The organism is Streptomyces sp. JW3 (genome assembly GCF_052216785.1).
Lineage (GTDB): Bacteria > Actinomycetota > Actinomycetes > Streptomycetales > Streptomycetaceae > Streptomyces.
Genome location: NZ_JBQOUX010000112.1, coordinates 1 through 26,560, shown reverse-complemented (window position 1 = coordinate 26,560; position 26,560 = coordinate 1). Strand labels below are relative to the sequence as shown.

At 72.6% G+C, this 26,560-nt stretch carries 25 protein-coding genes and 2 pseudogenes; 9 read left to right on the top strand and 18 right to left on the bottom strand.

Annotation, left to right across the window (positions count from 1 at the left end; translation table 11 throughout):
- The 10 genes and pseudogenes from ACTT8P_RS31795 to ACTT8P_RS31750 all read right to left on the bottom strand — a co-directional run.
- Positions 1 to 124, bottom strand: a pseudogene (locus ACTT8P_RS31795) (sulfate adenylyltransferase subunit CysD); the annotation flags it as partial.
- Positions 121 to 681 (bottom strand): adenylyl-sulfate kinase, encoded by a 561-nt coding sequence (gene cysC / locus ACTT8P_RS31790; RefSeq protein ID WP_442835241.1) that lies wholly within the window; start codon positions 679 to 681, stop codon positions 121 to 123. The pseudogene ACTT8P_RS31795 and the gene cysC, both read right to left, overlap by 4 nt.
- A 44-nt stretch (positions 682 to 725) precedes the next feature.
- Positions 726 to 1,433, bottom strand: coding sequence for a phosphoadenylyl-sulfate reductase (locus ACTT8P_RS31785; RefSeq protein ID WP_442835240.1), 708 nt, complete (start codon positions 1,431 to 1,433; stop codon positions 726 to 728).
- Complete coding sequence (locus tag ACTT8P_RS31780) at positions 1,430 to 1,609, bottom strand: hypothetical protein (protein WP_361175937.1); 180 nt, start codon at positions 1,607 to 1,609, stop codon at positions 1,430 to 1,432. Before ACTT8P_RS31780 ends, ACTT8P_RS31785 begins: the two co-directional genes overlap by 4 nt.
- Positions 1,606 to 3,303, bottom strand: a complete 1,698-nt coding sequence (locus ACTT8P_RS31775; RefSeq protein ID WP_442835239.1) for a nitrite/sulfite reductase — start codon at positions 3,301 to 3,303, stop codon at positions 1,606 to 1,608. The genes ACTT8P_RS31780 and ACTT8P_RS31775 overlap by 4 nt, the downstream gene beginning before the upstream one ends.
- Before the next feature lie 127 nt (positions 3,304 to 3,430).
- The gene (locus tag ACTT8P_RS31770; RefSeq protein WP_310591794.1) at positions 3,431 to 3,514 is read right to left on the bottom strand and encodes a putative leader peptide; all 84 of its coding nucleotides are present in this window, start codon (positions 3,512 to 3,514) and stop codon (positions 3,431 to 3,433) included.
- 127 nt (positions 3,515 to 3,641) lie between these two features.
- Positions 3,642 to 4,214, bottom strand: coding sequence for a GNAT family N-acetyltransferase (locus ACTT8P_RS31765; protein ID WP_442835238.1), 573 nt, complete (start codon positions 4,212 to 4,214; stop codon positions 3,642 to 3,644).
- An 88-nt stretch (positions 4,215 to 4,302) separates the two neighbouring features.
- On the bottom strand, positions 4,303 to 5,610 hold the full coding sequence (locus tag ACTT8P_RS31760; protein ID WP_442835237.1) for a hypothetical protein: 1,308 nt from the start codon (positions 5,608 to 5,610) through the stop codon (positions 4,303 to 4,305).
- Between the two features lie 310 nt (positions 5,611 to 5,920).
- Positions 5,921 to 7,201: a GAF domain-containing protein gene (locus tag ACTT8P_RS31755; RefSeq protein WP_442835236.1), complete on the bottom strand. Its 1,281-nt coding sequence runs from the start codon at positions 7,199 to 7,201 to the stop codon at positions 5,921 to 5,923.
- Positions 7,202 to 7,632: 431 nt separating this feature from the next.
- Positions 7,633 to 9,267, bottom strand: a complete 1,635-nt coding sequence (locus ACTT8P_RS31750) for an acyl-CoA dehydrogenase family protein (protein ID WP_442835235.1) — start codon at positions 9,265 to 9,267, stop codon at positions 7,633 to 7,635.
- Between the two features lie 168 nt (positions 9,268 to 9,435).
- Between ACTT8P_RS31750 and ACTT8P_RS31745 the strand changes: the two genes are divergently transcribed.
- The 3 genes from ACTT8P_RS31745 to ACTT8P_RS31735 all read left to right on the top strand — a co-directional run bounded on the left by ACTT8P_RS31745 (position 9,436) and on the right by ACTT8P_RS31735 (position 12,016).
- Complete coding sequence (locus ACTT8P_RS31745; RefSeq protein WP_442835234.1) at positions 9,436 to 10,569, top strand: YihY/virulence factor BrkB family protein; 1,134 nt, start codon at positions 9,436 to 9,438, stop codon at positions 10,567 to 10,569.
- Between the two features lie 9 nt (positions 10,570 to 10,578).
- Positions 10,579 to 11,253, top strand: coding sequence for a helix-turn-helix domain-containing protein (locus ACTT8P_RS31740; RefSeq protein WP_442835233.1), 675 nt, complete (start codon positions 10,579 to 10,581; stop codon positions 11,251 to 11,253).
- 148 nt (positions 11,254 to 11,401) lie between these two features.
- A complete protein-coding gene (locus ACTT8P_RS31735; protein ID WP_442835232.1) occupies positions 11,402 to 12,016 on the top strand; it encodes a DUF4232 domain-containing protein in 615 nt (204 codons plus the stop codon).
- A 16-nt stretch (positions 12,017 to 12,032) separates the two neighbouring features.
- On the opposite strand, the gene ACTT8P_RS31730 is transcribed toward ACTT8P_RS31735, so the two are convergent.
- Positions 12,033 to 12,530 (bottom strand): hypothetical protein, encoded by a 498-nt coding sequence (locus tag ACTT8P_RS31730; protein WP_442835231.1) that lies wholly within the window; start codon positions 12,528 to 12,530, stop codon positions 12,033 to 12,035.
- Positions 12,531 to 12,665: 135 nt separating this feature from the next.
- Complete coding sequence (locus ACTT8P_RS31725) at positions 12,666 to 13,718, bottom strand: aldo/keto reductase (protein WP_442835230.1); 1,053 nt, start codon at positions 13,716 to 13,718, stop codon at positions 12,666 to 12,668.
- A 119-nt stretch (positions 13,719 to 13,837) separates the two neighbouring features.
- On the opposite strand from ACTT8P_RS31725, the gene ACTT8P_RS31720 reads away from it, so the two are divergent.
- On the top strand, positions 13,838 to 14,434 hold the full coding sequence (locus ACTT8P_RS31720; protein ID WP_442835229.1) for a TetR/AcrR family transcriptional regulator: 597 nt from the start codon (positions 13,838 to 13,840) through the stop codon (positions 14,432 to 14,434).
- Between the two features lie 29 nt (positions 14,435 to 14,463).
- Here ACTT8P_RS31720 and ACTT8P_RS31715 read toward each other — a convergent pair whose 3' ends face one another.
- The gene (locus tag ACTT8P_RS31715) at positions 14,464 to 15,519 is read right to left on the bottom strand and encodes a LacI family DNA-binding transcriptional regulator (protein WP_442835228.1); all 1,056 of its coding nucleotides are present in this window, start codon (positions 15,517 to 15,519) and stop codon (positions 14,464 to 14,466) included.
- Between the two features lie 168 nt (positions 15,520 to 15,687).
- Here ACTT8P_RS31715 and ACTT8P_RS31710 point away from each other — a divergent pair, with 168 nt between their 5' ends.
- On the top strand, positions 15,688 to 17,202 hold the full coding sequence (locus ACTT8P_RS31710) for a carboxylesterase/lipase family protein (RefSeq protein ID WP_442835227.1): 1,515 nt from the start codon (positions 15,688 to 15,690) through the stop codon (positions 17,200 to 17,202).
- Here ACTT8P_RS31710 and ACTT8P_RS31705 read toward each other — a convergent pair.
- Together ACTT8P_RS31705 and ACTT8P_RS31700 are read right to left on the bottom strand one after the other, a co-directional pair.
- Entirely contained in the window at positions 17,159 to 17,350 is a 192-nt protein-coding gene (locus ACTT8P_RS31705; RefSeq protein WP_442835226.1) for a DUF397 domain-containing protein, read from the bottom strand. The two genes, ACTT8P_RS31710 and ACTT8P_RS31705, sit on opposite strands and share 44 nt — an antisense overlap.
- A complete protein-coding gene (locus ACTT8P_RS31700; protein ID WP_442835225.1) occupies positions 17,347 to 18,114 on the bottom strand; it encodes a helix-turn-helix domain-containing protein in 768 nt (255 codons plus the stop codon). Before ACTT8P_RS31700 ends, ACTT8P_RS31705 begins: the two co-directional genes overlap by 4 nt.
- Before the next feature lie 11 nt (positions 18,115 to 18,125).
- On the opposite strand from ACTT8P_RS31700, the pseudogene ACTT8P_RS31695 reads away from it, so the two are divergent.
- Positions 18,126 to 18,365: pseudogene (locus ACTT8P_RS31695) on the top strand (aldo/keto reductase); the annotation flags it as partial.
- An 88-nt stretch (positions 18,366 to 18,453) separates the two neighbouring features.
- Here the strand turns inward: ACTT8P_RS31695 and ACTT8P_RS31690 are convergent.
- Positions 18,454 to 18,924, bottom strand: a complete 471-nt coding sequence (locus ACTT8P_RS31690; RefSeq protein WP_442835224.1) for a MarR family winged helix-turn-helix transcriptional regulator — start codon at positions 18,922 to 18,924, stop codon at positions 18,454 to 18,456.
- Between the two features lie 103 nt (positions 18,925 to 19,027).
- On the opposite strand from ACTT8P_RS31690, the gene ACTT8P_RS31685 reads away from it, so the two are divergent.
- The gene (locus tag ACTT8P_RS31685; RefSeq protein ID WP_442835223.1) at positions 19,028 to 20,242 is read left to right on the top strand and encodes an amidohydrolase family protein; all 1,215 of its coding nucleotides are present in this window, start codon (positions 19,028 to 19,030) and stop codon (positions 20,240 to 20,242) included.
- Between the two features lie 78 nt (positions 20,243 to 20,320).
- On the opposite strand, the gene mmuM is transcribed toward ACTT8P_RS31685, so the two are convergent.
- Entirely contained in the window at positions 20,321 to 21,265 is a 945-nt protein-coding gene (mmuM, locus tag ACTT8P_RS31680; protein WP_442835222.1) for a homocysteine S-methyltransferase, read from the bottom strand.
- Between the two features lie 83 nt (positions 21,266 to 21,348).
- On the opposite strand from mmuM, the gene ACTT8P_RS31675 reads away from it, so the two are divergent.
- Positions 21,349 to 22,191, top strand: coding sequence for a class II glutamine amidotransferase (locus ACTT8P_RS31675; protein WP_442835221.1), 843 nt, complete (start codon positions 21,349 to 21,351; stop codon positions 22,189 to 22,191).
- Between the two features lie 13 nt (positions 22,192 to 22,204).
- Here ACTT8P_RS31675 and ACTT8P_RS31670 read toward each other — a convergent pair whose 3' ends face one another.
- Positions 22,205 to 25,612 (bottom strand): DNRLRE domain-containing protein, encoded by a 3,408-nt coding sequence (locus ACTT8P_RS31670; RefSeq protein WP_442835220.1) that lies wholly within the window; start codon positions 25,610 to 25,612, stop codon positions 22,205 to 22,207.
- Between the two features lie 472 nt (positions 25,613 to 26,084).
- Between ACTT8P_RS31670 and ACTT8P_RS31665 the strand changes: the two genes are divergently transcribed.
- Positions 26,085 to 26,560: hypothetical protein (locus ACTT8P_RS31665; RefSeq protein ID WP_442835219.1), on the top strand; the 476-nt coding region annotated here is incomplete at its 3' end.

Genomic DNA, 26,560 nt, shown 5'->3' with positions numbered 1-26,560 from the left:
GCCGTTCGAACTCGCCCGCGACCTCGCGGAAGATGTGCACCGCCTCGGACTCCAGCGCGTCCAGATGCGAGAGGGCGTACGGGCTGTCCGTGCCCTCCTCGGCGGTCGCGACGGTCGTCGTCATGCCAGTCCCCTTTCGCTGAGCAGGGCGTGCACCGCCGCGGCGGACTCCTGGACGGTCTGGTCCTGCGACTCGATGCGCAGATCGGGAGCGACGGGCTCCTCGTACGGGTCGTCGACCCCGGTGAGCCCGGTCAGCTCACCGGCGGCCTGCTTGGCGTACAGCCCCTTCACATCGCGCTCGCTGCACACCTCGACCGGGGTCGCGACATGCACCTCCAGATACGGCGTGCCGTTCTCCTGGTGCCGCTTGCTGACCGCGTCGCGGCTGTCCGAGTAGGGGGCGATGACCGGGACGAGGGCGAGCACGCCGTTGCGGGCGAGCAGTTCGGCGACGAAACCGATGCGCTGCACGTTGGTGTGCCGGTCCTCGCGGCTGAAGCCGAGGCCCGCCGAGATGAACTCGCGGATCTCGTCGCCGTCGAGCACCTCCACGGCCCGGCCCGCCTCCCGCAGCCGGCCGGCCAGCTCGTGGGCGATGGTGGTCTTGCCGGCGCTCGGCAGGCCCGTGAGCCAGACGGTGGCTCCGCTCGTCACGTCGTTCTCCTGAATCTGAGACATCTGAGGGATCTGGGGGGTCGGGGGGATCTGCGGGGTCGGGGGCATCAGTGCAGCCCGCACTCGGTCTTCGACCGGCCCGCCCAGCGGCCGGCCCGGGCGTCCTCGCCCTCCAGCACCCGGCGGGTGCAGGGGGCGCAGCCGACGGACGGGTAGCCGTCCATCAGCAGCGGGTTGGTGAGGACGCCGTGCTCGGTGACATAGGCGTCCACGTCGTCCTGGGTCCAGCGGGCGATGGGGGAGACCTTGACCTTCTGCCGCTTCTCGTCCCAGCCGACCACCGGGGTGTTCGCCCGGGTCGGGGACTCGTCGCGGCGCAGCCCGGTCGCCCAGGCCAGGTAGTTGGTCAGGCCCTGCTCCAGCGGCTTGACCTTGCGCAGCGCGCAGCACAGGTCGGGGTCGCGGTCGTGCAGCTTCGGCCCGTACTCGGCGTCCTGCTCGGCGACGGTCTGCTTCGGGGTGAGGGTGATGACGTTGACGTCCATCACCGCCTCCACCGCGTCCCGGGTGCCGATCGTCTCGGGGAAGTGGTAGCCGGTGTCGAGGAACACCACGTCGACGCCGGGCATCGCGCGGGAGGCGAGGTGGGCGACCACCGCGTCCTCCATGGAGGAGGTCACACAGAACCGCTTGCCGAAGGTGTCCGCGGCCCACTGGAGGATCTCCAGCGCGGAGGCGTCCTCCAGGTCGCGGCCCGCCCGCTCGGCGAGTGCCTTGAGATCCTCGGTCGTACGCTCTTCCTGTATCGCCGTCATATCGGTTCCCCTCCCGAGGGGTTGGGCTGAAGGCCCCGGGCCAGCAGCCCGAGGAACTTCAACTGGAATGCGCGGTTGCACGCCGCGCATTCCCAGGCGCCGTGGCCCTGCTCGTGCGGACGCAGATCCTCGTCGCCGCAATAGGGGCAGTAGAACGGGGCGGCGCGCTCGCTCACTTCAGGGCCTCCTCGGAGGCCCGCGCCGCCCAGGTGGCGAACCGCTCGCCGTCCTCGCGTTCGGCCTGGTAGCGCTTGAGGACGCGCTCGATGTAGTCGGGCAGCTCGTCCGAGGTGACCTTCAGACCGCGCACCTTGCGGCCGAAGCCGGGCTCCAGGCCGAGCGCGCCGCCCAGGTGCACCTGGTAGCCCTCGACCTGCTGGCCCTCGGCGTTGACGACGAGCTGGCCCTTGAGACCGATGTCCGCCACCTGGATACGGGCGCAGGCGTTCGGACAGCCGTTGAGGTTGATGGTGAGCGGCTCGTCGAACTGAGGCAGCCGGCGCTCCAGTTCGTCGATGAGCTGGGAGCCGCGCGCCTTGGTCTCGACGATGGCCAGCTTGCAGAACTCGATGCCGGTGCAGGCCATCGTGCCGCGCCGGAAGGTGGACGGCCGCGCGGTGAGGTCCAGTGCCTCCAGCGACTCGACCAGCGAGTCGACCCGGCCCTCCTCGACATCGAGGACGATCATCTTCTGCTCGACGGTGGTCCGCACCCGGCCCGAGCCGTGCGCCTCCGCCAGGTCGGCGATCTTGGTCAGGGTGGTGCCGTCGACCCGGCCGACGCGCGGCGCGAAGCCGACGTAGTAGCGGCCGTCCTTCTGCCGGTGCACCCCGATGTGGTCGCGCCAGCGGGCCACCGGCTCGTCCGGCGCGGGACCGTCGGTGAGCTTCCGCTTGAGGTACTCGTCCTCCAGCACCTGCCGGAACTTCTCCGGGCCCCAGTCGGCGACCAGGAACTTCAGCCGGGCGCGGGTGCGCAGCCGCCGGTAGCCGTAGTCCCGGAAGATCGAGATGACGCCCTCGTAGACGTCGGGGACGTCTTCGATCGGCACCCAGGTGTTCAGCCGCACGCCCAGCTTGGGGTTGGTGGACAGACCGCCGCCGACCCACAGGTCGAAGCCCGGCCCGTGCTCGGGGTGGCGGACGCCGACGAACGCCACGTCGTTGATCTCGTGCACCACGTCAAGGACCGGCGACCCGGAGATCGCCGTCTTGAACTTGCGCGGCAGGTTCGAGTACGCGGGGTTGCCCAGCACTCGGCGCTTGATCTCCTCCAGGGCCGGTGTGCCGTCGATGATCTCGTCCTCGGCGATGCCCGCGACCGGCGAGCCGATCATCACGCGGGGCGTGTCGCCGCAGGCGGTGACGGTGGACAGGCCGACCGCCTCCAGACGCTCCCAGATGGCCGGGACGTCCTCGATCCGGATCCAGTGGTACTGGACGTTCTGCCGGTCGGTGATGTCGGCGGTGCCGCGGGCGAACTCCTGCGAGATCTCGCCGATCACCCGCAGCTGCCGGGTGGTGAGCGCCCCGCCGTCGATGCGGACCCGGAGCATGAAGTACTCGTCGTCCAGCTCCTCCGGCTCCAGCACGGCCGTCTTGCCGCCGTCGATCCCGGGGCGGCGCTGGGTGTACAGGCCCCACCAGCGCATCCGGCCGCGCAGGTCGTTCGGGTCGATCGAGTCGAAGCCCCGTTTGGAGTAGATCGTCTCAATGCGTGTCCGCACGTTGAGACCGTCGTCGTCCTTCTTGAACTGTTCGTTGCCGTTGAGCGGGGTGAAGTGACCCACGGCCCACTGACCCTCGCCGCGGTGACGGCTCACCTTGCGGCGGGGAGTCGTGGCGGCAGGCTCGGGCGGGGTGGCGGCCATCGTGGACACGTCCTTCAAGACAGGCGAAATAGGGCTCTGACCTGCGCGGGCGGGCGCATGGGCATACGGGCGCGACGTCGCGCGAGAGTTCAGGCGAAGGGGAGAGACCGGTGCTGCTGGGGAACTCTCAGCGCGCCGGACAGATGGCGCTGGACATGCGGCCGAGGTCGACGTGCCGCCGACTCACCAAGGCAATTCCAGTTCCAGACATGACGGAAGCGTGGCACGGAGATCTGGAGACAGTCCAGCTTAATCCGGAATGTGGACACCATTGTCTCGCCTGGTGAGACGTACGTGGCGTGGGTCACATGGGCCGGTTCCGGCCGTTTCGGCGCAGGTCAGGACGGGAAAGCGCCGGGCCACGGTCCGGGGGCGGACACCTCGGTCTCCGTCTCGACCTTGGTGTCGAACAGCCGGAAGCCGCGCCGCTGGTAGTTGTCCATCGCGTGCTCCCCGTCCTTGCTGCACGTGTGCAGCCAGACCCGCTTGGTCGGCGGCAGTTCCGGCCGCCGGGTGGCGAGGTCCCAGGCGCGGGCGGTGGCGTACGACAGCAGATGTCCGCCGATCCGGCGGCCCCGGAACGCCGGGATCAGGCCGAAGTACTCGATCTCCACCGTGCCGTCGTCCCCGCCGGCCAGCTCCGCGTACCCGGCGGGCGTCCCGCTCTCGTACGCGACCCAGGTCTCCACGCCCGGCCGCTCCAGGTGCTCCAGCCAGCGGGCGTACGTCCACGCCAGCCGGTCGGTCCAGCGGACGTCGCCGCCCACCGCGGTGTAGAGGAAGCGGCTGAACTCCGGCGAGGGCACCTCGGCGCGCACCACCCGGACGTCTCCCTGCGGGGCGTCGGACGGCAGCAGGTCGGTCGGCGCCGTCTGCTCCAGGGACCAGGTGGTCACGGGGATGGTGGTCATGGCGGTCAGAAAATCACCTGAGAGGGGCCGCTGTCGACAGAGCCCGCTGTCGACAGAGTCCGCTGTCGTCGAAGCGCCTCAGCGGGTGCTAGCCCAGTGCGTCGTCGACCGAGTCCAGCGGGAGCGCGAACAGGGTGTGCCCCGACTGCGACCACACCTCGCCGGTGCGCGGCGCGTACGACAGCGAACCCGCCGTGCCGCTCCAGCAGCGCTGTGAGCGGTCGGCGCCGCACTCGGTGGCCCGGGCGCCGTGCGGGTCCGCCCGCCACAGGGTGCCGCGCCCGTCCGGGGTGCCGACCGCGGCGCCCAGGTACCACTGCGGACGGGCCGTGCCGGCCTCCTGGTACGACAGCACGCCGCGGACGCCGCGGGCCCGGGTCCGGTACGCCTCCCGTACCTCGGTCCGGCCGGCCGAGTCGACGGCCGGCAGGCCGGTGCGGTCCGGGTCGGTGCTGAACGGGTAGCGCCACAGCCGGGTGGGGCGGTCCTCGTCCACGGGCACGGACTCGGCGGCGACCAGGCTGTCGGGCGCGGTGCCCCGGTCCAGCGACAGGACGTCCGGGCGGGCCGCGCCGGGGGCGCTGCCCGCCGCGTAGGAGGCGACGGCGGGCAGCACGTAGCGGTGGCCGCCGGCCGACCAGCCGCCGGTCACCCGGCCCACGGCGGTGGTGTCGGCGGAGGCGCGCTGGATGCGGTTCAGGTCGTAGACGTAGAGCGCGTTGCGGTCCCCGGCGTCGGCGGTGACCAGCAGTTTGTCCTGGTACCAGACCATGCCGGTGACGGTGGAGGCCAGCGGCCGGTAGTCCCGGCCGCCGTCGACCGGCAGGACCAGCAGGGCGGAGGTGTAGCGCGGCCGGCCACTGCCGTCGGCGTCCACGAAGGAGACCCGGGCGACGCGGCCTCCGGTGGCGCTGTCCTCGCGGGACCAGGCCGACAGGATCACCTCGTCGGCGCCCCAGCGGCCGTCGTCGTCCGCGTCGGCCGAGGTGGTCACGGCGCCCGGGGACCAGCCGCTGGTGTCGGCGTCGTCCCAGCAGTAGGCGCGGGTGGCGGAGGGCGCTATCGGCAGGGACTCGCGCTCGGTGTCCGTGCAGTCGTCCGTGGGGCGCAGGGTGCGGTCGGCGGAGGCCAGGACGGTGTCGACGCCCACCGGGGAGCCCATCGACGCGGACAGCCGGCCGAGCCAGCGGCGGGGCACCTGGTGTTCCGTCAGGTCGAGCCGGGCGGTGTCGGCGGATGCCGTGAGCGGCTTCAGCCCGCCGGGGCCGTCGGCGACCTCGGCCTGTGACGTGCTGATCATCGTGGCGGCGGCGGTCAGCGCCAGGGCGGCGCCGGTCAGCGCCCCGCGCAGTGCTCTGCTCCGCCTGCGCCGGCGGTGTCTGCCGCGATGCGTCATGAACCCTCCACAGGCAGCGGACCAACTGCGCCCGACGAGTCGATCGTTGACTCTACGGCAGCGGGGGTGTTCCGGGGGCGCGGGTCCCGTAAAAGAGTGCAACAAACCCCACTCGCGCCCCTGCCGCCCGCCCCTTGGGCCACACTCACCCGCGCGCCGGCGCCGGCCGGGGCGCAGTCGTCGGGGAGCCGTTGGGGTCGGGCTGCCGTCGTCGGGGAGCCGTTGGGGTCGGGCTGCCGTCGTCGGGGAGCCGTCGGGGTCGCCGTCGTCGCCGGGGCCGCGCTCGACCGCCGCGTGCCGCGCGCCGCCCTCACCCCCGCGCGGCCGCCGCCCGGCGCCGTTGTTCCGTCACGGCCGGGGCCGTCGAGTGGGGGAGGAGGTCGTGGGGGGCGTCGGGGAGGAGCACGTCGACCTCCGTGTCCTCGGAGAAACGATACGGCCGGTGCGCCAGCAGGGCCCCCAGATAGCGCCGGACGCGGGACAGTTCGGCCCGGACGGTCACCGTGCGGGCCGGGTCGCCGAACATGTCCTCGGCCAGGCCCGCGGCGCTGCGCCCGGAGCGGTGGACGGCGAGCAGGTAGAGCAGTTCGGCGTGCCGGGGGCTCAGTTCGTGGGTCCAGGAGCCGGCGCCGCCCAGCACGCGCACCGACCAGCGGCGCGGCTGTCTCAGATCCAGCACGATCCGGGTGGCCCCGCACGGCGCCGGTTCCGCGGCGGCCCGCAGCAGCCAGCCGCCGGCCAGCGGCTCCACCGCGCACGGCCCGAGCGACGGCAGCGACAGCGACCCGGCCGCCACCGACTTCGGCAGGGCGATCCGCTCGGTGTACGGCATCCCGGTCACCGCCGCCGTCCAGCCGTCCCGGTCCACCACCAGGGCCCGCCCGCCGATCCGGGCCAGCAGCGGCGCCGCCACCGCGCGCAGCCGCTCCAGCGACCGCAGATGCACATCGCGCAGCCGCGCCTCGGCGAGCCCGGCGACCGCGCCGACCCAGGCCAGGGTCGCCGGATGCATCGTCTCCAGCGGCCCGCTGACGTCGACCACCCCGAGCAGCCGCCCGTCGCGCGGGTCGGTGATGGGCGCCCCGGCGCAGGTCCAGCCGGTGTGCGAGCGGACGAAGTGCTCGGCGGCGAAGACCTGGACCGGCCGCCGGATGACCGCCGGCGTACCGATGCCGTTGGTGCCGACCACGTCCTCCCGCCAGTCCGCGCCGAGTTCGAACCCGAGCCCGTCGGCCTTGCGCAGCACCCGCGGACTGCCCTCCCGCCACAGCACCCGGCCCTCGTCGTCCGCGACGACCATGATGTGCTGGGCGACGTCCACGGCGGACAGCAGCCCCTCCCGCAGCACCGGCAGCACGTGCCGCAGCGGCGACGTCTCCCGCCGCCGCTCCACCTCCTCGCGGGAGAGCAGCCCGGCACGGAAGTCGTGGTCCGGGTCGACGCCGCCGCGCAGCATCCGCTCCCAGGACCGTTCGATCACCGGGCGCGGCGCGACCGGGGCCGGACCGCCGGCCAGCCGGGCGGACCGGACCGCGTCGAGCACCCGGGCCGCGTGCGCCGCGTCCACGGCCGCCACCTGCGTCACGTCCATCGGCGAGGGCGTCACCGGTCTTTCGTCCTCTCGAGAGATGGGCTCGCACACCGTCTGGCGTCTCCGTCTCATTCTGACCGCTTGCCCCGGCCCCCGGGACACAGTCCGCGCACAGCGCGCGGCGAAGTTGCAACCCCCTGCAACCCTGGTGGACGGCTGCGCGGTACCCCAGACTTGTCCCGCGCCGCCCCGAGCGGCGCACGCCCGCCTGAAACGGGCCAGTGCGCGGGGGGTGGTGCCGTGTCGGCGCAGCACCACCCCCCGTACCACCCTGGTACCACCGTCGGGATCAAGCCACGGGCCGCCGCCCCTCTCCCGAGGCCACCGGGCCGTACCGCTTCTCCGGGCCGATCGTTCCAGTCGGACCGCCGGCCCCCGTGCCGCCGCTCCGCCGCGGCCGTCCCGCTCAGGGCCGTGGCCGGCCGTCCCGCTCAGGCCACCGGCCGGGCCCGCTCCACCACCGACGCCAGGTCCAGGGTGGCGGGCAGGGTGCCGAAGGCCGCGCCCCCGTCGCCGCCCAGCCGCGCGGCGCAGAACGCGTCGGCGACCTCGGGGGGCGCGTACCGCACGAGCAGTGACCCCTGGAGCACCAGTGCGAGCCGTTCCGTCAGCCGGCGGGCCCGCGCCTCGGCGTGCGACAGGTCCGCCAGTTCGGTCAGCAGGTCCCGGATCGCCGCGTCCAGCCGGTGATCGGCGCCGCGCGCCCGGCCGACCTCTCGCAGATACGCGTCCAGCGCCGCCGGTTCCCGCTGGAGCGCCCGCAGCACGTCCAGCGCCTGGACGTTGCCCGCGCCCTCCCAGATCGAGTTCAGCGGCGACTCCCGCACCAGCCGGGGCAGCCCGGACTCCTCGACGTACCCGTTGCCGCCCAGGCACTCGGCGGCCTCCACCGCCACCGGCGCGCAGCGCTTGGTCACCCAGTACTTGGCGGCCGGCACCGCCAGCCGCAGCAGCGCCCGCTCGCTCTCCGAGCCGTCGTCGTACGCCGCCGCCAGCCGCAGCCCGAGCGCCGTCGCCGCCTCCGACTCGATCGCGAGGTCGGCCAGGACGTTGCGCATCAGCGGCTGGTCGACCAGCTTGGCGCCGAACACCGCGCGGTGCGTGGCGTGGTGGACGGCCTGCGCCACCGCCTGCCGCATCAGCCCCGCCGAACCCAGTACGCAGTCCAGCCGGGTCGCCGCCACCATCCCGATGATGACCCGCACCCCGTCGCCCTCCGCGCCGACCCGGCGTGCCCAGGTCCCGGCGAACTCCACCTCCGCGGACGCGTTGGACCGGTTGCCCAGCTTGTCCTTCAGCCGCTGGATCCGGAACACGTTGCGGCTGCCGTCCGCCAGCACGCGCGGCACCAGGAAGCAGGTCAGCCCCGCCGGGGCCTGCGCCAGCACCAGGAAGGCGTCCGACATCGGCGCCGAGCAGAACCACTTGTGCCCGGTCAGCTCGTAGGTGCCGGCCTCGGCCAGCGGCCGGGCGGCGGTCGTGTTCGCCCGGACGTCGCTGCCGCCCTGCTTCTCCGTCATCCCCATCCCGACCAGCGCCCCGGCCTTCAGGTGCGCGGGCCGCAGCTCCCGGTCGTAGACCGTGGAGGTCAGTCGCGGCTCCCACGCGGCGGCGAGGTCCGGGTCGGCGCGCAGCGCGGGCACCGCCGCGTGCGTCATCGACAGCGGACAGCCGTTGCCCGCCTCGACCTGCGTCCACATCAGGAACGCCGCCGCCCGCCGCACATGCCCGCCCGGCCGGGACCAGGCGGCGGTCAGCCCCGCCGCGACGCCCTTGCCGAGCAGCCGGTGCCAGGCCGGATGGAAGTCGACCTCGTCGAGCCGGTTGCCGTACCGGTCGTGGGTGCGCAGCACCGGTGGCCGTTCGTTGGCCTGCGCGCCCCACTCCTGCGCCTGCGCCGATCCGCAGCTGCGGCCGAGGCCGGACAGTTCCGCCCGTACCTCCTCGGCCAGCTCCGGCGCCAGATGCCGGCCGACCGCGTCCGTCAGAGCCCGGTCGGCGGCGAAGACGTCGTACCCGGCCAGCGGCGGCGGCTGGTTCGTCACGGTGTGGGTGCTGCCTGTCATGCAGGGCAACCTACCCGGGCCCGGCCACCCGCACCGCCTGCCCGGCCCGCCACCGGGACCACGACTTTACGGTCAACGCGGACATGCCAGACGTGTCGGCTCCGTTTCCGCCGTGCGGCGGGTCACCGCGGGATGAGGGGGGCCGCTCACGGCGGATACCTTTAGGTCGTGCAGCCAGCAAGTGAACCCCCCGAGCGGCCGTCCGGACGGCTCCATCGCGCCCGCGCCCTCTACCGGAACGTCTCCAAGCGCAGGACCGCCTGGCTGCTCCTGAAGGACACCGTCAACTCCTGCATGGAGTACCGGATCCTCGGCCTGGCCGCCGAGGCGGCGTTCTTCACGCTGCTGTCGGTGCCCCCGCTGCTGCTCAGCGTCCTCGGACTGCTCGGCTACGTTGACCTGTGGATCGGCGCCGACACCACCGACAGCCTGCGGGTGAACATCCTGGACGCGTCCCGCGCGGTGCTCTCCGAGCGGGGCGTCAAGGAGATCACCGAGCCGATCCTGGACGACGTGATGAAGGGCGGCCGGCCCGACGTCATCTCCATCGGCTTCCTCTTCGCCCTCTGGTCGGGCTCCCGCGCGGTGAACGTCTTCATCGACACCATCACCGTGATGTACGGCCTCGACGGCGTCCGGGGCATCGTCAAGACCCGGCTGCTGTCCTTCGGCCTGTTCATCGTCGCGCTGCTGATCGGCTCGATCGCGCTGCCGCTGATGGTGGCCGGCCCGGACGCGGTGGTGCGGATCGTGCCCTGGTCGACGACGGTCGTCCAGGTCCTGTACTGGCCGGTCGTCATCATTCTGTCGATCGCCTTCCTGACCACGCTCTACCACGTGTCGGTGCCGGTGCGCTCGCCGTGGATCGAGGACGTGCCCGGCGCGCTGGTCGCCCTCGCCATGTGGGTGTTCGGCAGCTTCCTGCTGCGCATCTACCTCACCAGCACGGTCGAGGGCCCCACCATCTACGGTTCGCTGGCCGCGCCGGTCGCCGTGCTGCTGTGGATCGGTGTGTCCGCGTTCGCGGTGCTGGTCGGCGCGGCGGTCAACGCGGCCATCGACCGGGTCTGGCCGGCCGCCGCCACCGCCGCCGCGCGCGAGGCCAACGAGCGCGTCCGCCAGGCCCAGGTCGCCGAGTACGTCGCCCGCACCGCGGTGCACGGCGAGGCCGACCCGGACATGCCCTCCGAGTTCCCGGAACGCTGGTCCCGCTTCCTGCCGCCGGAGGACGTGACGGCCCGCCTGCGGGCGCACGTGAAGACCACGCCGCGCGGGGAAGAGGGCCCCAAGGAGCAGAAGTAGCCTGGGGGCGTGTACACCGAACGGCCGTCCCGGCTGCCCGGCGCGGTGCTGTGGACCAGCGTCCCGGACGGCACCGGACGCGTCCTGCCAGACGGCTGCATGGACCTGCTCTGGCACGACGGACGGCTGCTGGTCGCCGGCCCCGACACCCGCGCGTACGCCACCGAGGGCACGGGCGACCGGTGGGCGGGCGTCCGCTTCCGCCCCGGCACCGCCCCCACCCTGCTCGGCGTACCCGCGCACGAACTGCGCGACCGGCGGGTCGCGCTGGCGGACGTGTGGCCGGCGGCCGAGGCGCGCCGGCTCACCGCGCGGGTGAACGCGGCGGCGGACCCGGTGCGCGGCCTGGAGGCGGCGGCCCTGTCCCGGGCGGCGGACACCGGCCCGCCCGACCCGCTCCTGGACCGGATCGTGGCCGCCCTGGACACCGGCCGCCCGGTGGCCCGGGTCGCCGACGAACTCGGTCTCGGCGCGCGCCGGCTGCACCGCCGTTCGCTGGCCGCGTTCGGCTACGGCCCGAAGACGCTGGCCCGCGTACTGCGGCTGCGCCGCGCCCTCGCCCTGGCCCGCTCCGGCGTCCCGCTGGCGGAGACGGCGGCCCGCACCGGCTACGCCGACCAGGCCCACCTCACCCGGGAGGTACGGGACCTGACCGGCCTGCCCCCGACGGCCCTACTGGGGTAGCGCGGCGAAGCCGCTGTTACGAAGGGGTTCCTGTGTAACAGCCATGTATGAGTACGTGTGCGAACGCAACGCCCCGGGTGACCTCCGCCGTCCTACGGGCAGAAGGGCTCACACGGAAACGTGAGCGGCACCGATCCAAGGAGCGAACATGCACGTCAAGAACATCTCCCTCCTGGCCGTCGCGGTGGCCGCCGGCCTCTCGCTCACCGCCTGCCAGAGCGGCGGCGGCGACACGACGTCGGCCGCGGCGTCGGCGTCGGCCGGGTCCTCGACGGACGCGAAGGACACGACGGACGCGAAGGACACCGGCGGCACGGCCACCGGCACCACCACCGGCACGGCCGGTTCCGACGCCACCGTCAACGGAGGCACCGGCACCTGCACCTCCGACCAGCTCACCGCCACCCAGCGCCACGGCATGGGCGAGGGCGACATCCTGGTCCACCTGAAGAACACCTCGGACGTCGCGTGCGACCTCAAGGGCTTCCCGGGCGTCGACCTGAAGAACGACGACGACTCGATCAGCGCCGCCCGCACCGACCTGGACGCCCCGCTGGTCACCGTCGCCGCCGGTGACGAGGCCCGCTTCACCCTGCACTACAAGCCGAACCTCTCCGGCGGCAGCGGCGTCACCTTCGACACCATGGTCGTCACCCCGCCCGACGAGACCCACTCCCTGACCATCCCGGTCAGCGTCAATGTCGCCGTCACCGAGAGCACGAAGCCGGCGCTGAGCGTGGACCCGGTGGGCACCGGCAAGTAGCCGGCGCGGCCCGTCCTCACCCGCGCCGCCGCCGTACCCGGGCCGAGCCCGGCACCTCCAGCAGTTCGTCCTCGCCCGGGACGGCGAGCACACCGAACCCGCGGACGCCGTGGTCCGCCTCCAGCCGCACCTCACCGGCGTACCAGGGGCCGCTCTCCAACGCCTCGGGCCAGTATCGCCGCCGGGTCGGTTTCCGCGCGGACAGCAGCCCGGTCAGCTCCTCACCTTCGAGATACCGCAGCCGGACGGGAACACCCATGACTTCCTTGACACCGGTGGCCCGGTGGGCGGCGGGAATGGATTCCCAAGGGTGCTGTTCGAGGACGCGGCGGATGCGCTTCAGGGACACGATGGCGTCCCGGCCCCGATATACGAGAGCCAGGGCGTACAGGGAGTACCACACCCGCAACCGTCTCTTTGTCGCACCTTGCTCCTTCTCCCACGCCGCGCGGGTTTCCGGGTGGTCGAAAGCGCGTTTGTACAGCGTGGCCGGAGCCGAGGCGCTCTCGTTCACGACTTCTCCTGCGGTAGGGACCGGCGCGCCACCTTACTGCTCTGAGCTGCCTCCCGAATGGGCGAAGCCGCCGACGAGTTGGACGACAAGCCGGCCCCCAAGGCATCGCGTCGGACTTCGGCTGAGTGTCCCGGTTCACCGGCCGGCGGCGCGGCGCCGGCGTCCCGGGTCCGCCAGTACCGCCGCCCCGTAGCCCGTGTCCTCGGGGTTGAGGTCGGTGCCCGGGGGGACGATGCGGTCGATGGCGTCGAGTAGGGCGGGGTCCAGGACGGTGTCCGCGGCGGCGAGTTGGCCGTGCAGGTGGTCGGTGGTGCGGGGGCCGATGATGGCCGCGGTCACCGCGGGGTGGGTGGTGACGAAGGCCAGGGCCAGTTGGATCAGGGTCAGGCCCGCTTCGTCGGCGAGGGCGGCCAGCCGGGTGGCGGCGTCCAGTTTGGTCTGGTTGGCGGGGACGTCCAGGTCGTAGTGGGAGAGCGTGGTGCGGAAGGACATCGTGCCGGTGCGGTGGCTGAGGGACGGGTCGGCCGCGTCGCGGCGCCAGCGGCCGGACAGCCAGCCGCCGGCCAGCGGGCTCCAGGCGAGCACCCCCATCCGGTACGTCTCGCAGGCCGGCAGTACGTCGGCCTCGACGCCCCGGGTCAGCATCGAGTACGGCGGCTGTTCGCAGACGAAGCGTTCGCGGGCGCGGCGCTCGGCCGTCCACTGGGCCTGGACGATCGCCGAGGGCGAGAAGGTGGAGGAACCGGCGTAGAGGATCTTTCCGGCGTGTACGAGGTCGGAGAGCGCGGCCAGGGTCTCGTCGAGGTCGGTGGTGGGGTCCGGGCGGTGCACCTGGTAGAGGTCGATACGGTCGGTGTTCAGGCGGCGCAGGCTCTCCTCGCAGGCGCGGACGATCCAGCGCCGGGAGGCGCCGCGCTCGTTGCCGCCGGGGCCCATCGGGCTGGACACCTTGGTCGCCAGGACCACGTCGTCGCGCCGGCCGGCGATCGCCTTGCCGACGATGCGTTCGGACTCACCGGCCGAGTACACGTCGGCCGTGTCGATGAGGTTGACGCCCGCGTCGAGCGCCGTGCGGATGACGGCGGCGGAGTCCTCGTGGTCGGGGTTGCCCCACTGACCGAACATCATCGCCCCGAGGCAGAGCGAGCTGACCCGCACTCCGGTACTGCCCAACGTGCGGTACTGCATGGCGCGGCCGCCCTCTCGTGAACTGTTATCGTCCGGTCAAGCGGAGTCGGCTCCGCTTGACCGGCATCACGCTAAACGGAGTCGACTCCGGATAGCAAGCCCGTGAGAGGACGCCAGGTATGCCCGCCCCCACCGACCGACCGGTCCGTGCCGACGCACGGGCCAACGAGGACAAACTGCTGACCGCCGCCGCCGCGGCCTTCGCCCGGGACGGTGCCGACGCGACGCTGAAACAGATCGCCAAGGACGCGGGCGTCGGCATCGGCACCCTCTACCGGCGCTTCCCCACCCGCGAGCAGCTCGTCGACGCCACCTACCGCTACGAGACCGCCCGGCTGGCCGCCCGCACCACGGACCTGCTGGCCGAACAACCCGCCGACCGCGCGCTGCGCACCTGGATGTCCGAGGTGCTGGACTACCTCGCCGCCAAGCACGGCATGGCCGACACCCTCCGGACCCTGCTGAGGGACGACGCGGGGCTCGGCTCGCGGACGCGGGAGCAGATGGCCGGCGCGGTCGAGGAGTTCCGCGCCGCCGGGGTCGCCCAAGGGGTGCTCCGGGACGACGTGCCGGCCACCGACCTCCTCATGGCGCTGGCCGGCGTCACCCTCGCGGCCGGCGCCCCCCACCAGCGCGCCCAGGCCGAGCGGCTGCTCGACCTGCTGATGGACGGGGCCACGCGGCGGGAAAGGTGGGGCGCGGGCGGTGCGGGCTGAGCCGTCGCTCGCCCTTCGGCCGACGCCGTTCAGGCGCCGCCCGGCGCAGCCGTGCTGGCCCGTTCCACCAGCCGCGTCGACAGCTCCGTGCGGGTGCTCTCCGGGCGGGCGCCGTCCATCATCCGCAGCAGTAACCGCAGCGCGGTCGCCGCCATCTCCGCCAGCGGCCGGCGCACGGTGGTCAGGGCCGGCGTGGCCCAGCGCGCCTCGGGCAGGTCGTCGAAACCGACCACACTCATGTCGTCCGGCACCCGCAGCCCCCGCTCGGCCAGCGCCTCGTACACTCCGAGCGCCATCGCGTCCGAGCAGACGAACACGGCCGTCGGCGGCACCGCCAGCGCCAGCAGCTCCCGCATCCGCCGCCGCGCCGCGTCCCGGTCGAACCCCGCGTGCCGCACGTACTCGGCGCGGTGCCGCACCCCCGCCGCCGCCAGCGCCGACCGGTACCCGGCCACCCGGGTCCCGCTGACCGTCGTACCCCGGTCCCCGGCGATCACCGCGATCCGCTCGTGCCCCAGCCGCAGCAGGTGCTCGGTCGCGGTCACCCCGCCCTGCCAGTTCGCCGCGCCCACCGACACCACCCCGGTCGGCGGCTCGGTCACCGGATCGATCATCACGAACGGCACCCGGTGCCGCGCCAGCCACGCGTACTGCGCCCCGGTCAGCTCCGCCAGGTCGAACAGCGCCCCGGCCGACCCCCGCGCCATCAGCTTGTCCAGCCAGCCGCCGCGCTCCACCGCCCCGCCCCCGCCCCGGCGCCGGTCCAGTCCCGCCGAGACGACCACCTCGAGACCCGCGTCGTACGCCGCCCCCTCCACCCCGTGCAGCACCGCGCCCGAACCGGAGTCCGCCAGCGAGTGCACCACCAGGTCGACCAGCCGGGGCGCCCGCACCGTGTCGAAACGGGGCCTGCGCACGTACCCCAGTCGGTCCAGGGCCTCCGAGACCCGGCGCCGCGTCTCGGGCGCCACGTCCTCGCGGCCGTTGACCACCTTCGACGCGGTCGGCACCGACACCCCCGCCTCGCGGGCCACCACCGCGAGCGTCGGTCCGGCCGCGGTGCTCGCGCGCGCCGTACGGACCATGGACACCGACCTCCGAGGGCACCCGTAGAAAGCGCTTCCTAAACGCTTCCAATCTAGATCGGCCCGCACCCGGCGGGAAGACCCCGGCAGGCGCCGGGCGGAATATCGGCGCGGGTTGTGGTGCTCTGGGCATACCGGTGCCAAGCGCGGCGAAGGGCTGGTGGGCGTATGCCGGCGAACCAGACGGACCCCGTGGTCAACACCCCGCACGGAGCGGTACGCGGGCGCTGGGAGCGCGGCGTCGCGGTGTTCCGCGGCATCCCCTACGCCGCTCCGCCCTTCGGCCCCCGCCGCTTCCGCCCGCCGGTGCCGCCGCGCACCTGGGACGGTGTGCGCGACGCCACCGCCTTCGGGCCCACCGCCCCGAAACCCCCGTACTCCGAGGCGTTCGGCCAGTACCTCTCCGACCCCTCCCTCCCCGGCGACGACTGCCTCAACCTCAACGTCTGGACCCCGGACCCCAGCCCGGCCGCCCGCCTGCCGGTCCTGGTCTGGCTGCACGGCGGCGCTCTCACCCGGGGCTCCGCCGCCGTCCCGGTCTACGACGGCCGCACCTTCGCCCGCGACGGCGTCGTCTGCGTCTCGGCCAACTACCGCCTCGGCGTGGAGGGTTACGGCCTCTTCCCGGACGCCCCCGCCAACGCCGGCCTGCGCGACCAGCTCGCCGCGCTGGAGTGGGTGCACGCGGCCGTCGGCGCCTTCGGTGGCGATCCCGGCCGGGTGACGCTGGCCGGACAGTCCGCCGGCGCGATCAGCGCGGGGGCGCTGCTGGCCGCGCCCCGGGCCCAGGGTCTCTTCCACCGCGCGGTGCTCCAGAGCGGGGCGCCCGAGGTCTCCGACCGGGACAAGGTACGGCGCATGGTGCGCCGGATGGCGGCCCGGCTGAAGATCCCGGCCACGGCGGAGGCGTTCACCGCCGTCGACCGTGACGTGCTGCTGCGCGCCCAGGCCGAGGTGGGCAAGCTGAGCAGTCCGGTCCTCGGCGGGCCGTCCTTCGGCATCGTCGTGGACGGCGACCTCGTACCGCGCGATCCGCTGGCCGCGCTGATCGCGGGGGACACGGCGCCCGGGGTCCGGCTGCTGATGGGCTGGACCCGCGACGAGTACCGGCTGTGGCTGGTCCCCGGCGGACTGCTCGAACGCGTCGACCGCCTCGGCGCGGTGGCCCTGGCCGGGGCGCGGGCGCGGTGCCACTGCGGGCACGACGTGCCGCGCGGCTACCGGGAGTTGCGTCCGGACGCGGGGACCGCCGAGATCGTCGGCCAGATGGTCACCGACCACCTGCTGCGGGTGCCGCTGCACCGGCTCGCGGACGCGCGGCCCGGATCGTCGTACGTCTACGAGTTCGGCTGGCCGTCGAACCTGCCGGGGCTGGGTGCGTGCCACGCCCTTGAGCTGGGGTTCGTCTTCGACAGCGGGGACCTGCCGGAGTCCCGGCGGCTCGCGGGGGAGGGGGCGCCGCGCGCACTGGCGGACGCGATGCACGCGGCGTGGGTGTCGTTCGTCGCGGACGGCGACCCGGGGTGGGAGGCGTGGGACGCCAGGCACCCCGTCCGGACGTTCGGCGCGGGGGCGCCGGGCACGGTGTTCGGTCCCCGGGACCGGGAGGTGGCGCTGTGGCCTGCCGCCCCGGAGCCGGTCACCGAGCCAGGTCCAAGAAGGTGGTCCAGGCTTCGGGGGTGACGGTGAGGTGGGGGGTGGTGGGCGTCTTGGAGTCGCGGATGTGGATGGCGGCGGCATCGCGGGCGGCCTCCACGCAGTTGCCGCCGTCGCTGCCGCCGTCGCTGCCGCTGTAGCTCGACTTGAACCACTGAAGTGCAGTGCTGCTCATTGGTCTCCTAGCAGACGGTCCAACAAGTCCCTCGTCTCCTCGGTGTTGAGGGACTGCGTCCGCAGCATCGCACACCTCTGCGTAAGGATCGCCACCTCATCGGCATGTGCGATCAGCTGACTGCCCCGCTGTGTCTCGGTGTAGGCCAGTCGCTGGTGTTCGGGAGTTTCCAGCAGGACGAACGGGCCGTCGAGGGCTGCGTGCGTGGTGCGCCCAAGGGGCAGGACCTGCACGACCAGGCCCGGCAGTTCCGACTGCTGTCGCAGGTGCCGCAACTGTTCCACGTACACCTCATCGCCGCCCAAGCGATCGCGCAGCACGGCCTCCCAGATGATGAAGCACGTGTGAGGTGGCTCCTTGCGGTGGAAGATGCTCTGCCGCTCGGTGCGTGCTTTCACATGCCGGTCGATCTCATCGGCGTCAAGTACCGGGATGCGGCTCTTGAAGACGGCCCGCGCGTACGCCTCCGTCTGGAGCAGGCCGGGCAACACCTGATTCTCGTAGGTCGAGATGGCAATGGCCTCCCGCTCCTGATCGAGATACTCCTCCGCCCACAGCGGGATCAGATCCACCTCCGGCATCCTCTTGACCGCGGTGACCAACGCCCCCTTGGTCTCCAGGAAGTCGTCCAACTGCTCGGCGAGATCCAGTTTCAGCGGGCGTCTGCCCTGTTCGATCGACGCGATCTGCTGCTCGCTGATGGAGAAGACCTCTCCCAGCGACCGCTGGGTGTACCCCGCCGCCTCCCGGTAGAGGGCGAGCAACGCCCTGGACCCTGGGTGACCTGTCCGTCTTCCGGTTCGGCTAGGGCGCCATGCAGCTCGCCGGCCCTGGGGTGATGGGTCCGCCGGCCGGCCGCGACGCCGCGCTCTCGGTGCTCCGCGAGGTCAGGGACCTCGGGATCACGCACATCGACACCGCCGGCTCCTACGGGCCGCGCCACACCAACCAACTCATCCGGGAAGCGCTGCACCCCTACCCCGAAGGGCTGCAGCTTCCTCGGCGACCAGGGGCCCGGCATCGGCACCCGCTACCACCGGCTGCCCTCGGGCGAGACCGCGCAGGTCGGCTGAGGGTGGGGCGGGGCGGTGCCGGGCCGGCGCTCAGTCCCGCGCGCGGTCCCGGGACCAGGCGGTGGCGTCGGCGCCGTAGCGGACCAGGAGGTGGGCGAAGCGGAGCCGCTCCTCCCGTGACCAGGCGGCGGTGATCTCCTCGAACACCTGCCGCTGCTCGGTGGCGAAGCGGTCGCGTTCGGCCTCGCCGGCCTCGGTGAGTTCGAGGACGGTACGGCGCCCGTCCGTCTGGGACGCCGCCCGGCGCAGCAGTCCGTCGGCCATGCAGGCGGCGACGGTCCGGCTGGCCACCGGCTGGACCACGCCCATCTCGGCGGCGAGGCCGCCCACGGTCATCTCGCCCCGGGCGTCGGCGATCACGTTGAGCACGAGGTTGCGGGACAGGTCCTTGTTGGAGGCGGGGGTGCGTCGGCGCAGCCGGGACAGAGCCGGGCCGATCTGGTCCAGCACGTGGTCGTCGGACGACCGCCCGGCGGAATCGGAGGAAGACGCACGGCTCATGGCGCTCATCCTAGTTCGTGGCTCCCTATTTGCATACCTTCAAGCAATTCCATAGCATCGGGTATGTAAAAACCAGCGAGCGAGGAAAGCGAGGTGGGTCGCCATGGCGCTCACCGCCATCACCGGTGCCCAGGTCTTCGACGGCGAGAAGTCACTCGGGGTGCGGACCGTGGTCGTCGACGGCGGGCGGATCGCCCGGGTCGGAGGCGCCGCTCCCGAGGGCAGCGAGATCGTCGACGGGCGCGGGGCCACGCTGCTGCCCGGCCTGATCGACGCGCACGTGCACTCCGCGCCGGGCTCCCTCGCGCTCGCCCTGCGGTTCGGTGTCACCACCGAACTGGAGATGCAGGGGATGAACACCCGGGAGAACCGGGGCCACATCACCGACGACGACACGGTGGCGGACGTACGCTCGGCCGGCTTCGCCATCACCCCACCGGGCGGTCACCCCAGCGAGCTGATGCCCGAGGGGTACCGGCCGAAGATGGACCTGCCGCCGGTCATGCCCCTGATGCCGTTCTCCACCACCCCGGCGGAAGCGGCCGCCTTCGTGCCGCAACTCCTCGCCCGTGGCTCCGACTTCATCAAGTTCATGATCGACGACGGCAGTGTGGAAGGGCACCCCGGGCTGCCGACGCTCGACGCGGCCACCGTGACCGCCGGGGTGGCGGAGGCCAAGAAGTACGGCGCCCTCACCGTGGCCCACGCGCTGACCGTCGAGGCCACCAGGACGGCCGCAGAGGCGGGCGTCGACGGTGTCGTGCACGTGTTCATGGACCAGCCGCACACCGCCGAGATCATCGACGTCATCAAGGACGCGGGCATGTTCGTGGTGCCCTGTGTCACCCTCAACGCCTCCCTGATGGGAATCACCGGCGCCGAACTGGCCGACGACCCCCGGGTCGCCGCCCGCCTCGACGACGCGTGGGACCGGACCCTGCGCGCCAGCTACGACCGCTACCCGCAGGGCAGCCTCGACGACGTGTACGCCACCGTGCGGGCCCTGGACGCGGCCGGTGTCGACGTACTCGCCGGCACCGACGTCTCCATGCCGGAGACGTTCTTCGGGGGCCTGGCGCACGGGGCCAGCCTGCACCACGAGCTGCGGTACCTGGTGGCCGCCGGCCTCACCCCCGAGCGGGCGCTGCGCGCGGCCACGGCGACCACGGCCCGGCGCTTCCGGCTCAGCGACCGCGGACGCGTCGCCGAGGGCCTGCGCGCCGACCTCCTCCTGGTCGACGGCGACCCGACCACCACCATCGGCGACACACTGAACACCCGGGCGGTGTGGCGCCGCGGTACTCGCCTGGAGAAGTGACGTCGCCGGCCGGCCGTGGTCACTGGCGTACCGGCCGCCGGGCGCCCGCCGGGGAGACACTGCCGTACCGGCCACAGCTCACCCCCCGGCCAGCGCCCGCCGTACCTGAGTGATCGCCCCCGGCCCCACCCGGCAGCACCCCCCGATCAGCCGCGCCCCCGCGTCCCGCCACCCCCGCACCCGCCCCGCGTCGAAGGCGCCCGGCCCGGTCCACGCCCGGGCCCCGGCGTCCCAGGTCTCCCCGCTGTTCGGATACGCCACCACCGGCTTGCCCGTCACCCGCGCCGCGACCGCGACGGCGCCCGCCACGTCCGCCGGGGCGCAGCAGTTCACCCCCACCGCGACCACCTCCGCCACCCCGGCGGCGAGCCCGAACGCCTCCTCCAGTGGCTGACCGGCACGGGTGCGGTCGCCGTCCACGGTGTACGACAACCAGGCCGGCACCCCGAGCCCCCGCACCGCCCGCAGCAGCGCCGCCGCCTCGTCGGCGTCGGGCACCGTCTCCAGGGCGAGAACGTCGGGCGCGGCGGCGGCCAGCACCTCCAGCCGGGGGCGGTGGAACCGTTCCAGCTCGGCCACGGTGCGCCCGTACCGCCCCCGGTACTCCGACCCGTCCGCGAGCATCGCCCCGTACGGCCCCGCCGACGCCGCCACCCACAATCGCCGCCCGTCCCCGACACTCTCCCGGGCCGCCTCCCGGGCCGCCTCCCGGGCCACATCCTGGGCCGCCTCCCGGGCCAGCTCCACACTGAGCGCCATCAGCCCGGCCGCCCGCGCCCGCCCGACACCCCGCGCCGCGAACCCCTCGAAGGTCGCCTGGTAACTCGCCGTAATCGCCACGTCCGCGCCCGCCGCGTAGTACGCGCGATGCGCCTCCACGATCGCCTCGGGCCGCTCGTCCAGCAGCCGCGCCGACCACAGCGCGTCACCCAGGTCGTGCCCGGCGGCCTCCAACTGGTTGGACAGGCCGCCGTCCAGGACGAGGGGGCGCGCGGCAAGGGCTTCGGCCAGGTCGGTGGACATGCCTTCGACGTTAGCGGGCGTCCGGGGGACGGTCCTGCGATCCTGAGGGGAGCGGATGAACACGACGACCGGGCGGTGGGACGATGTGCCGTTGGCTTGCCTACTCGGGCTCCCCGATCCTGCTCGAAAACATGATCTACAAGCCGCAGCACTCACTGATCGACCAGAGCCTGCACGCCAAGATGGGCGTCGAGACCACCAACGGCGACGGCTTCGGCGTCGGCTGGTACGGAACGTCCGGCACCGCCAAGGACACCCCGGCCGTGATCCGGGAGATCGGCCCCGCCTGGAGCAACCGCACCCTGCGCGAGATCGCCGGCCACGTCCGCTCCCACCTGTTCTTCGCCCACATCCGGGCCTCCACCGGCTCCGCCGTCCAGCAGACCAACTGCCACCCGTTCCGGCACGGCCGCTGGATGTGGATGCACAACGGCGCGGTCGCCGACTTCTCCCGGGTCCGGCGCGACCTGGTGCTGGCCGTCGACCCGGACCTCTTCCTGCACGTCGAGGGCTCGACCGACTCCGAGGTGATGTTCTATCTGGCCCTCACCTTCGGCCTGGAGGACGACCCGCCGGGCGCGGTGGCCCGCATGGCCGGCCTGGTGGAACGGGTCGGCCACGAGCACGGCATCGAGTACCCGCTCCAGATGACGGTCGCCGTCACCGACGGCCGACGCCTGTGGTCCTTCCGCTACTCCAGCCAGGGAGCCTCCCGCTCCCTCTTCTACAGCACCCGCGTCGAGACCCTCCGCTCCCTCCACCCCGACCTGGACTTCCTGCGCGAAGCCTCCGACACCACCCGCCTCATCGTCTCCGAACCCCTCGGCGACCTGCCGGGCATGTGGAACGAGGTCCCGGAGAGCACGTACGGCGTGGTACGCCCGGAGGGCGACGCGATGTTCGACTTCACTCCCCGGGCGCCGTAGCCGACCGTGGACGTCAGCCGAACGCCAGCTTCGTCGTCGCCCACTCACTGGTCCGGGTGATGACCGCCGTCCCGGCGCCGATGACCGCCGCGCCGCCCTTGTAGAAGTAGACGTCCCCTGTGCTGCTCAGTGCCCACATATCGGGGATGTCATCTCCGGTGACGTCCGGCGTGCCCCGCAGATGTGTGACGGGCACGATCGCCGTCGACCAGCCCTCGGCATACACCTCGTCGGCGCCGGTCTTCGACGCGGCGGCGGTGGCCAGCGACGTGATGCTCGAACCCCCGTCCACGCTGTCCGCGACGCCGTACCGCAGGTACAGCCGGTCCGAGGCGGCCGAGCGCCACAGCAGGTCGGGAGCACCGTCCTTGTCGTGGTCGCCGACCGAGACCAGGTCCCGTTCCAGCCACGCCGTCGAGGCGATCTTGGTCATGGTCAGGAAGGTGGCGCCGGTGTAGCCGTCGAAGGCCCACAGCTCGCCGCTGGTACCGGTGGCGAACAGGTCGGCACGGCCGTCGGCGTCGTAGTCGCCCACGATGATCTGGTCGAACAGTGCGGGGTCCGGCGCCCCGGACGGCAGCCGGACGGTGCTGCGCCGGGAGATGTCCACGCCGCCGTATCCGTCACCGGGGTACACGTACAGTCTCCCGTCCGGCATCCGGGCGAACAGGTCACCGACTCCGTCGCCGGCGAGCGCGTCGCCGCCGTGCGCGATCAGGGCCGGCTCGCCGTCCGCGTCCTTCCAGTAGCCCGGCAGATGGTCCTCGCCGTCGCCGTCCGGGTCGGAGAGCAGCCCGACCCCGTCGTCCTGACCGGCCTCCAGGCCGGTGTGCAGGTCACCGGCCTTGCTGGACGGGTACATCAGCAGGTTGCCGCCCGAACTGATCGCGTACAGGTCCGGGATGCCGTCCCCGGTGGTGTCGCCGGGCTTGTCGGCGGCGTCGCGCGGAGTGACGTAGAACAGGTACTTCGTGCCGAGCGACGGGTTGCCGGCGCTGTCCACGGCCCGCACGTACAGCACATTGGGGCCGGCGGTGACCGGTGACAGGGACACGGTGTACGAGGCGCCCGCCGTGACGGTCTTGCTGCCGGTGTACGACGTGGTGTTGAACGCCCACTCGAACTTGGTGATGTCGGTGTCCTCGTCCGGCGCGAAGGTGAACGTGCCCGCGGTGCCGAACTTCTTCTCCGACCACACCGAGCCGTCCTCGTCGGCCGCCGGGAAGTCGGTGGACGTCACGATCGGTTCGTTGGGCACACTGCTGTCGAAGACGAAACGGCAGACCTTGGGGTCGGAGGTGGGCGCGTACGAGGACGCCGCGCCGGTGGAGTCGATGGCGCGGACCCGCCAGGAGTACTGGTAGCCGTTGGTGAGCGCGGACTTGGAGACCGTGGCCGACGCCTTGCCGGCGCTGGTGACCGTGACGTTCTTGTCGAGGATCTTGTCGTCGCCGTAGCCGGTCCGCCACAGCTCGAAGTCCAGGTACTTCAGGTCCTGCCGGGTGGAGGTGTCGTCCGGGTCGGACGATGCCGCCGACAGCACGAGGTCGCGCTTGCCGATGTGGGTGTACGGGGTGGTGCGGTCACAGCCGCCGCCCGGTGACTGCGCGAGCGAACTGGGCGTCCTGGGCTTGCGGTTGTAGATGATCTCCAGCCTGGGTGCGCTGGATTCCTCCGCCTTGAACTTCTTCCACGAGTACGCCGAGTCCTCGGTGGTGGCGCGCAGCCCGATGGTCATGGTCTGGGCGCCGCTGTCGGCGGCGTCCTGGGTGGCCGACTTGGCGTTGTACTCGACGTAGGAGTCCGGGCAGGACGAGTTGTAGCCGTGGGCGAAGGACTTGGTGCCGATCTCCGACTTCCAGTCCGGTTGGTTGTTCCACGTCGTCTTCGAGGAGATGCCGCCGGTCACCCACACCTGCATCTCGCGGGCGGAGCAAGACCAGGAGTACGTCTCACGCAGCCTGAGCATGGCCGAGGAGATGGTCGCGCCCTTGATGTTGGTGCTCCAGCCGAGCCGGAAGAAGGAGCGGGACAGGCCCCAGGTGGTCGACTCGTAGCCGACGCGCGCCTCGGTGGTGCCACTGTTGTAGTTGGCGCCGTCGAAGAAACTGGAACTGGGGTACTTCTTGTACGCCGTGGTCCAGTTCTTCGTCTTGCCGTAGATCGTGGGGTCGATGAAGACCGGGTAGACGGTGTCCTCGGCGGTGAGCAGATCGGTGTCCGGGACGAGCGAGAGGCCGGTGGCGGCGGCGCCCGGGTCGGTCAACTCGGCATCGGCGACCGCCATGTGGGTGCCCGGGTCCGGACCGGCGAGACCGGGCAGCGCGAAGACCTCGTCGTCGGTGCGGGCGGCGGGAGCGAGTGCCCGGTACGCGGCCTGCGGCACGGTGCCCGAGGTGGTCTCCTCCTGCGGCGCGTCCGTATCCATACCGTCCTCGGGCGCGGCGGTCTCCTCCGCCACCGGTGCGCCGGACTCCTCCGAGTACGACGGTGTCGGTTCGGGGCTCTCGGACGGCTCGGGGTCGTCGCCCTCGGTCACGGCGGTGCGGCCCGCCGAGTCCCACAGATAGGGCGTGGGGGAGAAGGCGAACTCCGCGCCCTCGCGGTCCTTGGCGCTGACCACCTTGGTGACCGGGTCGAGGTGGAAGGTCAGGTCGGGGGAGGACAGTCCGTAGGACAGCTCGGCCAGCGCCGGATCGGCGGCGGCCTCGGCGCTGTGCACGATCAGGACGTGGCTGAAGCCGCCGGCCTGCGCGGTCAGCAGCAGGTCGACGCCGTCGAACACGTCCCGGTACAGCGCGCTCGATCCGCTGATCACCGGCTCGGGTACCGCGCCCGGCCAGCTCAGCGTGACGTCGTGCCCGTCGCTGGTCAGGGTGGCCAGCTCGGAGTAGCCCTCGGTGGCGTCGGCGACGGCCAGGGTGCCCCCGTCGCCGCTGGTGGTGAAGACGGCGGGCCGGACCGCGAAACCGTCCCCGGCGCGGCTACCCCGCGCGCCGGTCCGGCCACCGCCCGTGAACACCACGGGGTCGGCCACGGCCTCGGGTGCCCAGCCGCCGCCTTCCACCTCGGTCAGCGTGGTGTCGATGGACTTCCAGCCGCCGTTCACCTTCGCGCGCACCGGCGCACCATGGGCGACCAGCTCAAAACTGCCGTCCGGACGCGCATACGTCTCGGACGTCTCGTCGCGCAGCGCGGTGCCCTCGACCCGTTCGCCGGTGCTGACGGCCTGCTCCTGCGCGGTCTCCTCGGTCAGTGGACGGGCCGCGGCCTGTTTCGTGCGGGCCCGGGGGCCGGGGGCGCCGGGATCGTCGAGGAAGGGAACGGCGAGCAGCCCGACACCGAGCGCGCCGGCGACCAGAGCACTCACCCCGGCTCGTCCGCGCCCGGACGCGGGCAGGCGGAAGCGACGACGTTCCATGGTGCTGCGTTCCCTCCCCCTGGAATCCCGGAGACACCGGAATTCTGTGAGTCCCCTTTGTTTCCCGTCGGCATCCTTGCCGGTATTCGGGAAACGAGCACAGAGCATGACCGATGCGGTGGCGTTGCGCCATAGCGGTCCTGTCGTCGCTGCCCGCCGGACACCTCGACAACCCGAGCTGACCAGGTGTCTTCTCTCCTGCGCGAAGTGGATGATCAGTCCCTGTTTGCCCGTTGTCGACGTGCCATTACGTTCTGTTTTGGCTTGCTATTCCTCTTGTTGAAGTGACAGTGCAGCTTTTGCTGCTACCCGCGAAAAACGTGAATGTGGCCTAGATCACCAGCTCTCCGGGACTTGTTGACTTTCCGTGAAGGCGTGCCTGAAAGTTTGTGATCATCGTTGGGCTGAACTGTGTGTGCGGGGGGCTGCCGCTGTGTGGGGATCGCTGTCGTGGAACGGCAGGCGGGCACGTGTGAGCACGCGTGCCGAGCGCCGCAGACGGGCACGGATACGCGTCGGCATCATCGGCTCGACCGTGGTCGCGCTGACCATGGGCATCCTGCCCGCCGCCTACGCCCTGCCGCCGGACGACGACCGCAGCGGAGTCGACCTGGTCGACCTCCCCGCGTCGGAGGAGGCGGACGGCGAGAACGGCGGAGAACTCGCCGAACTGACCACGGCCGAGGCCGAGCAGCCCGCGGAGTACGATCCGAGCAAGGTCACCGCCCCGGCCGGCGGCACGGTCGCCAAGGACCTCACCGGCCTCGCCCCCGGCGCCATGGTCCCGCTCGCCCAGGACAACGGCACCACCCTGCCCGTCGAGGTCGGCGCCCCGGAGACCGCCACCGCCACCGAGGCGTCCGCGCTGGAAGGCGAGTGGCAGGTCACGCTCGCCGGCCAGGACGAGCTGGCCGCCACCGCGATCGAGGGCGTGGCCCTCACCGTCAC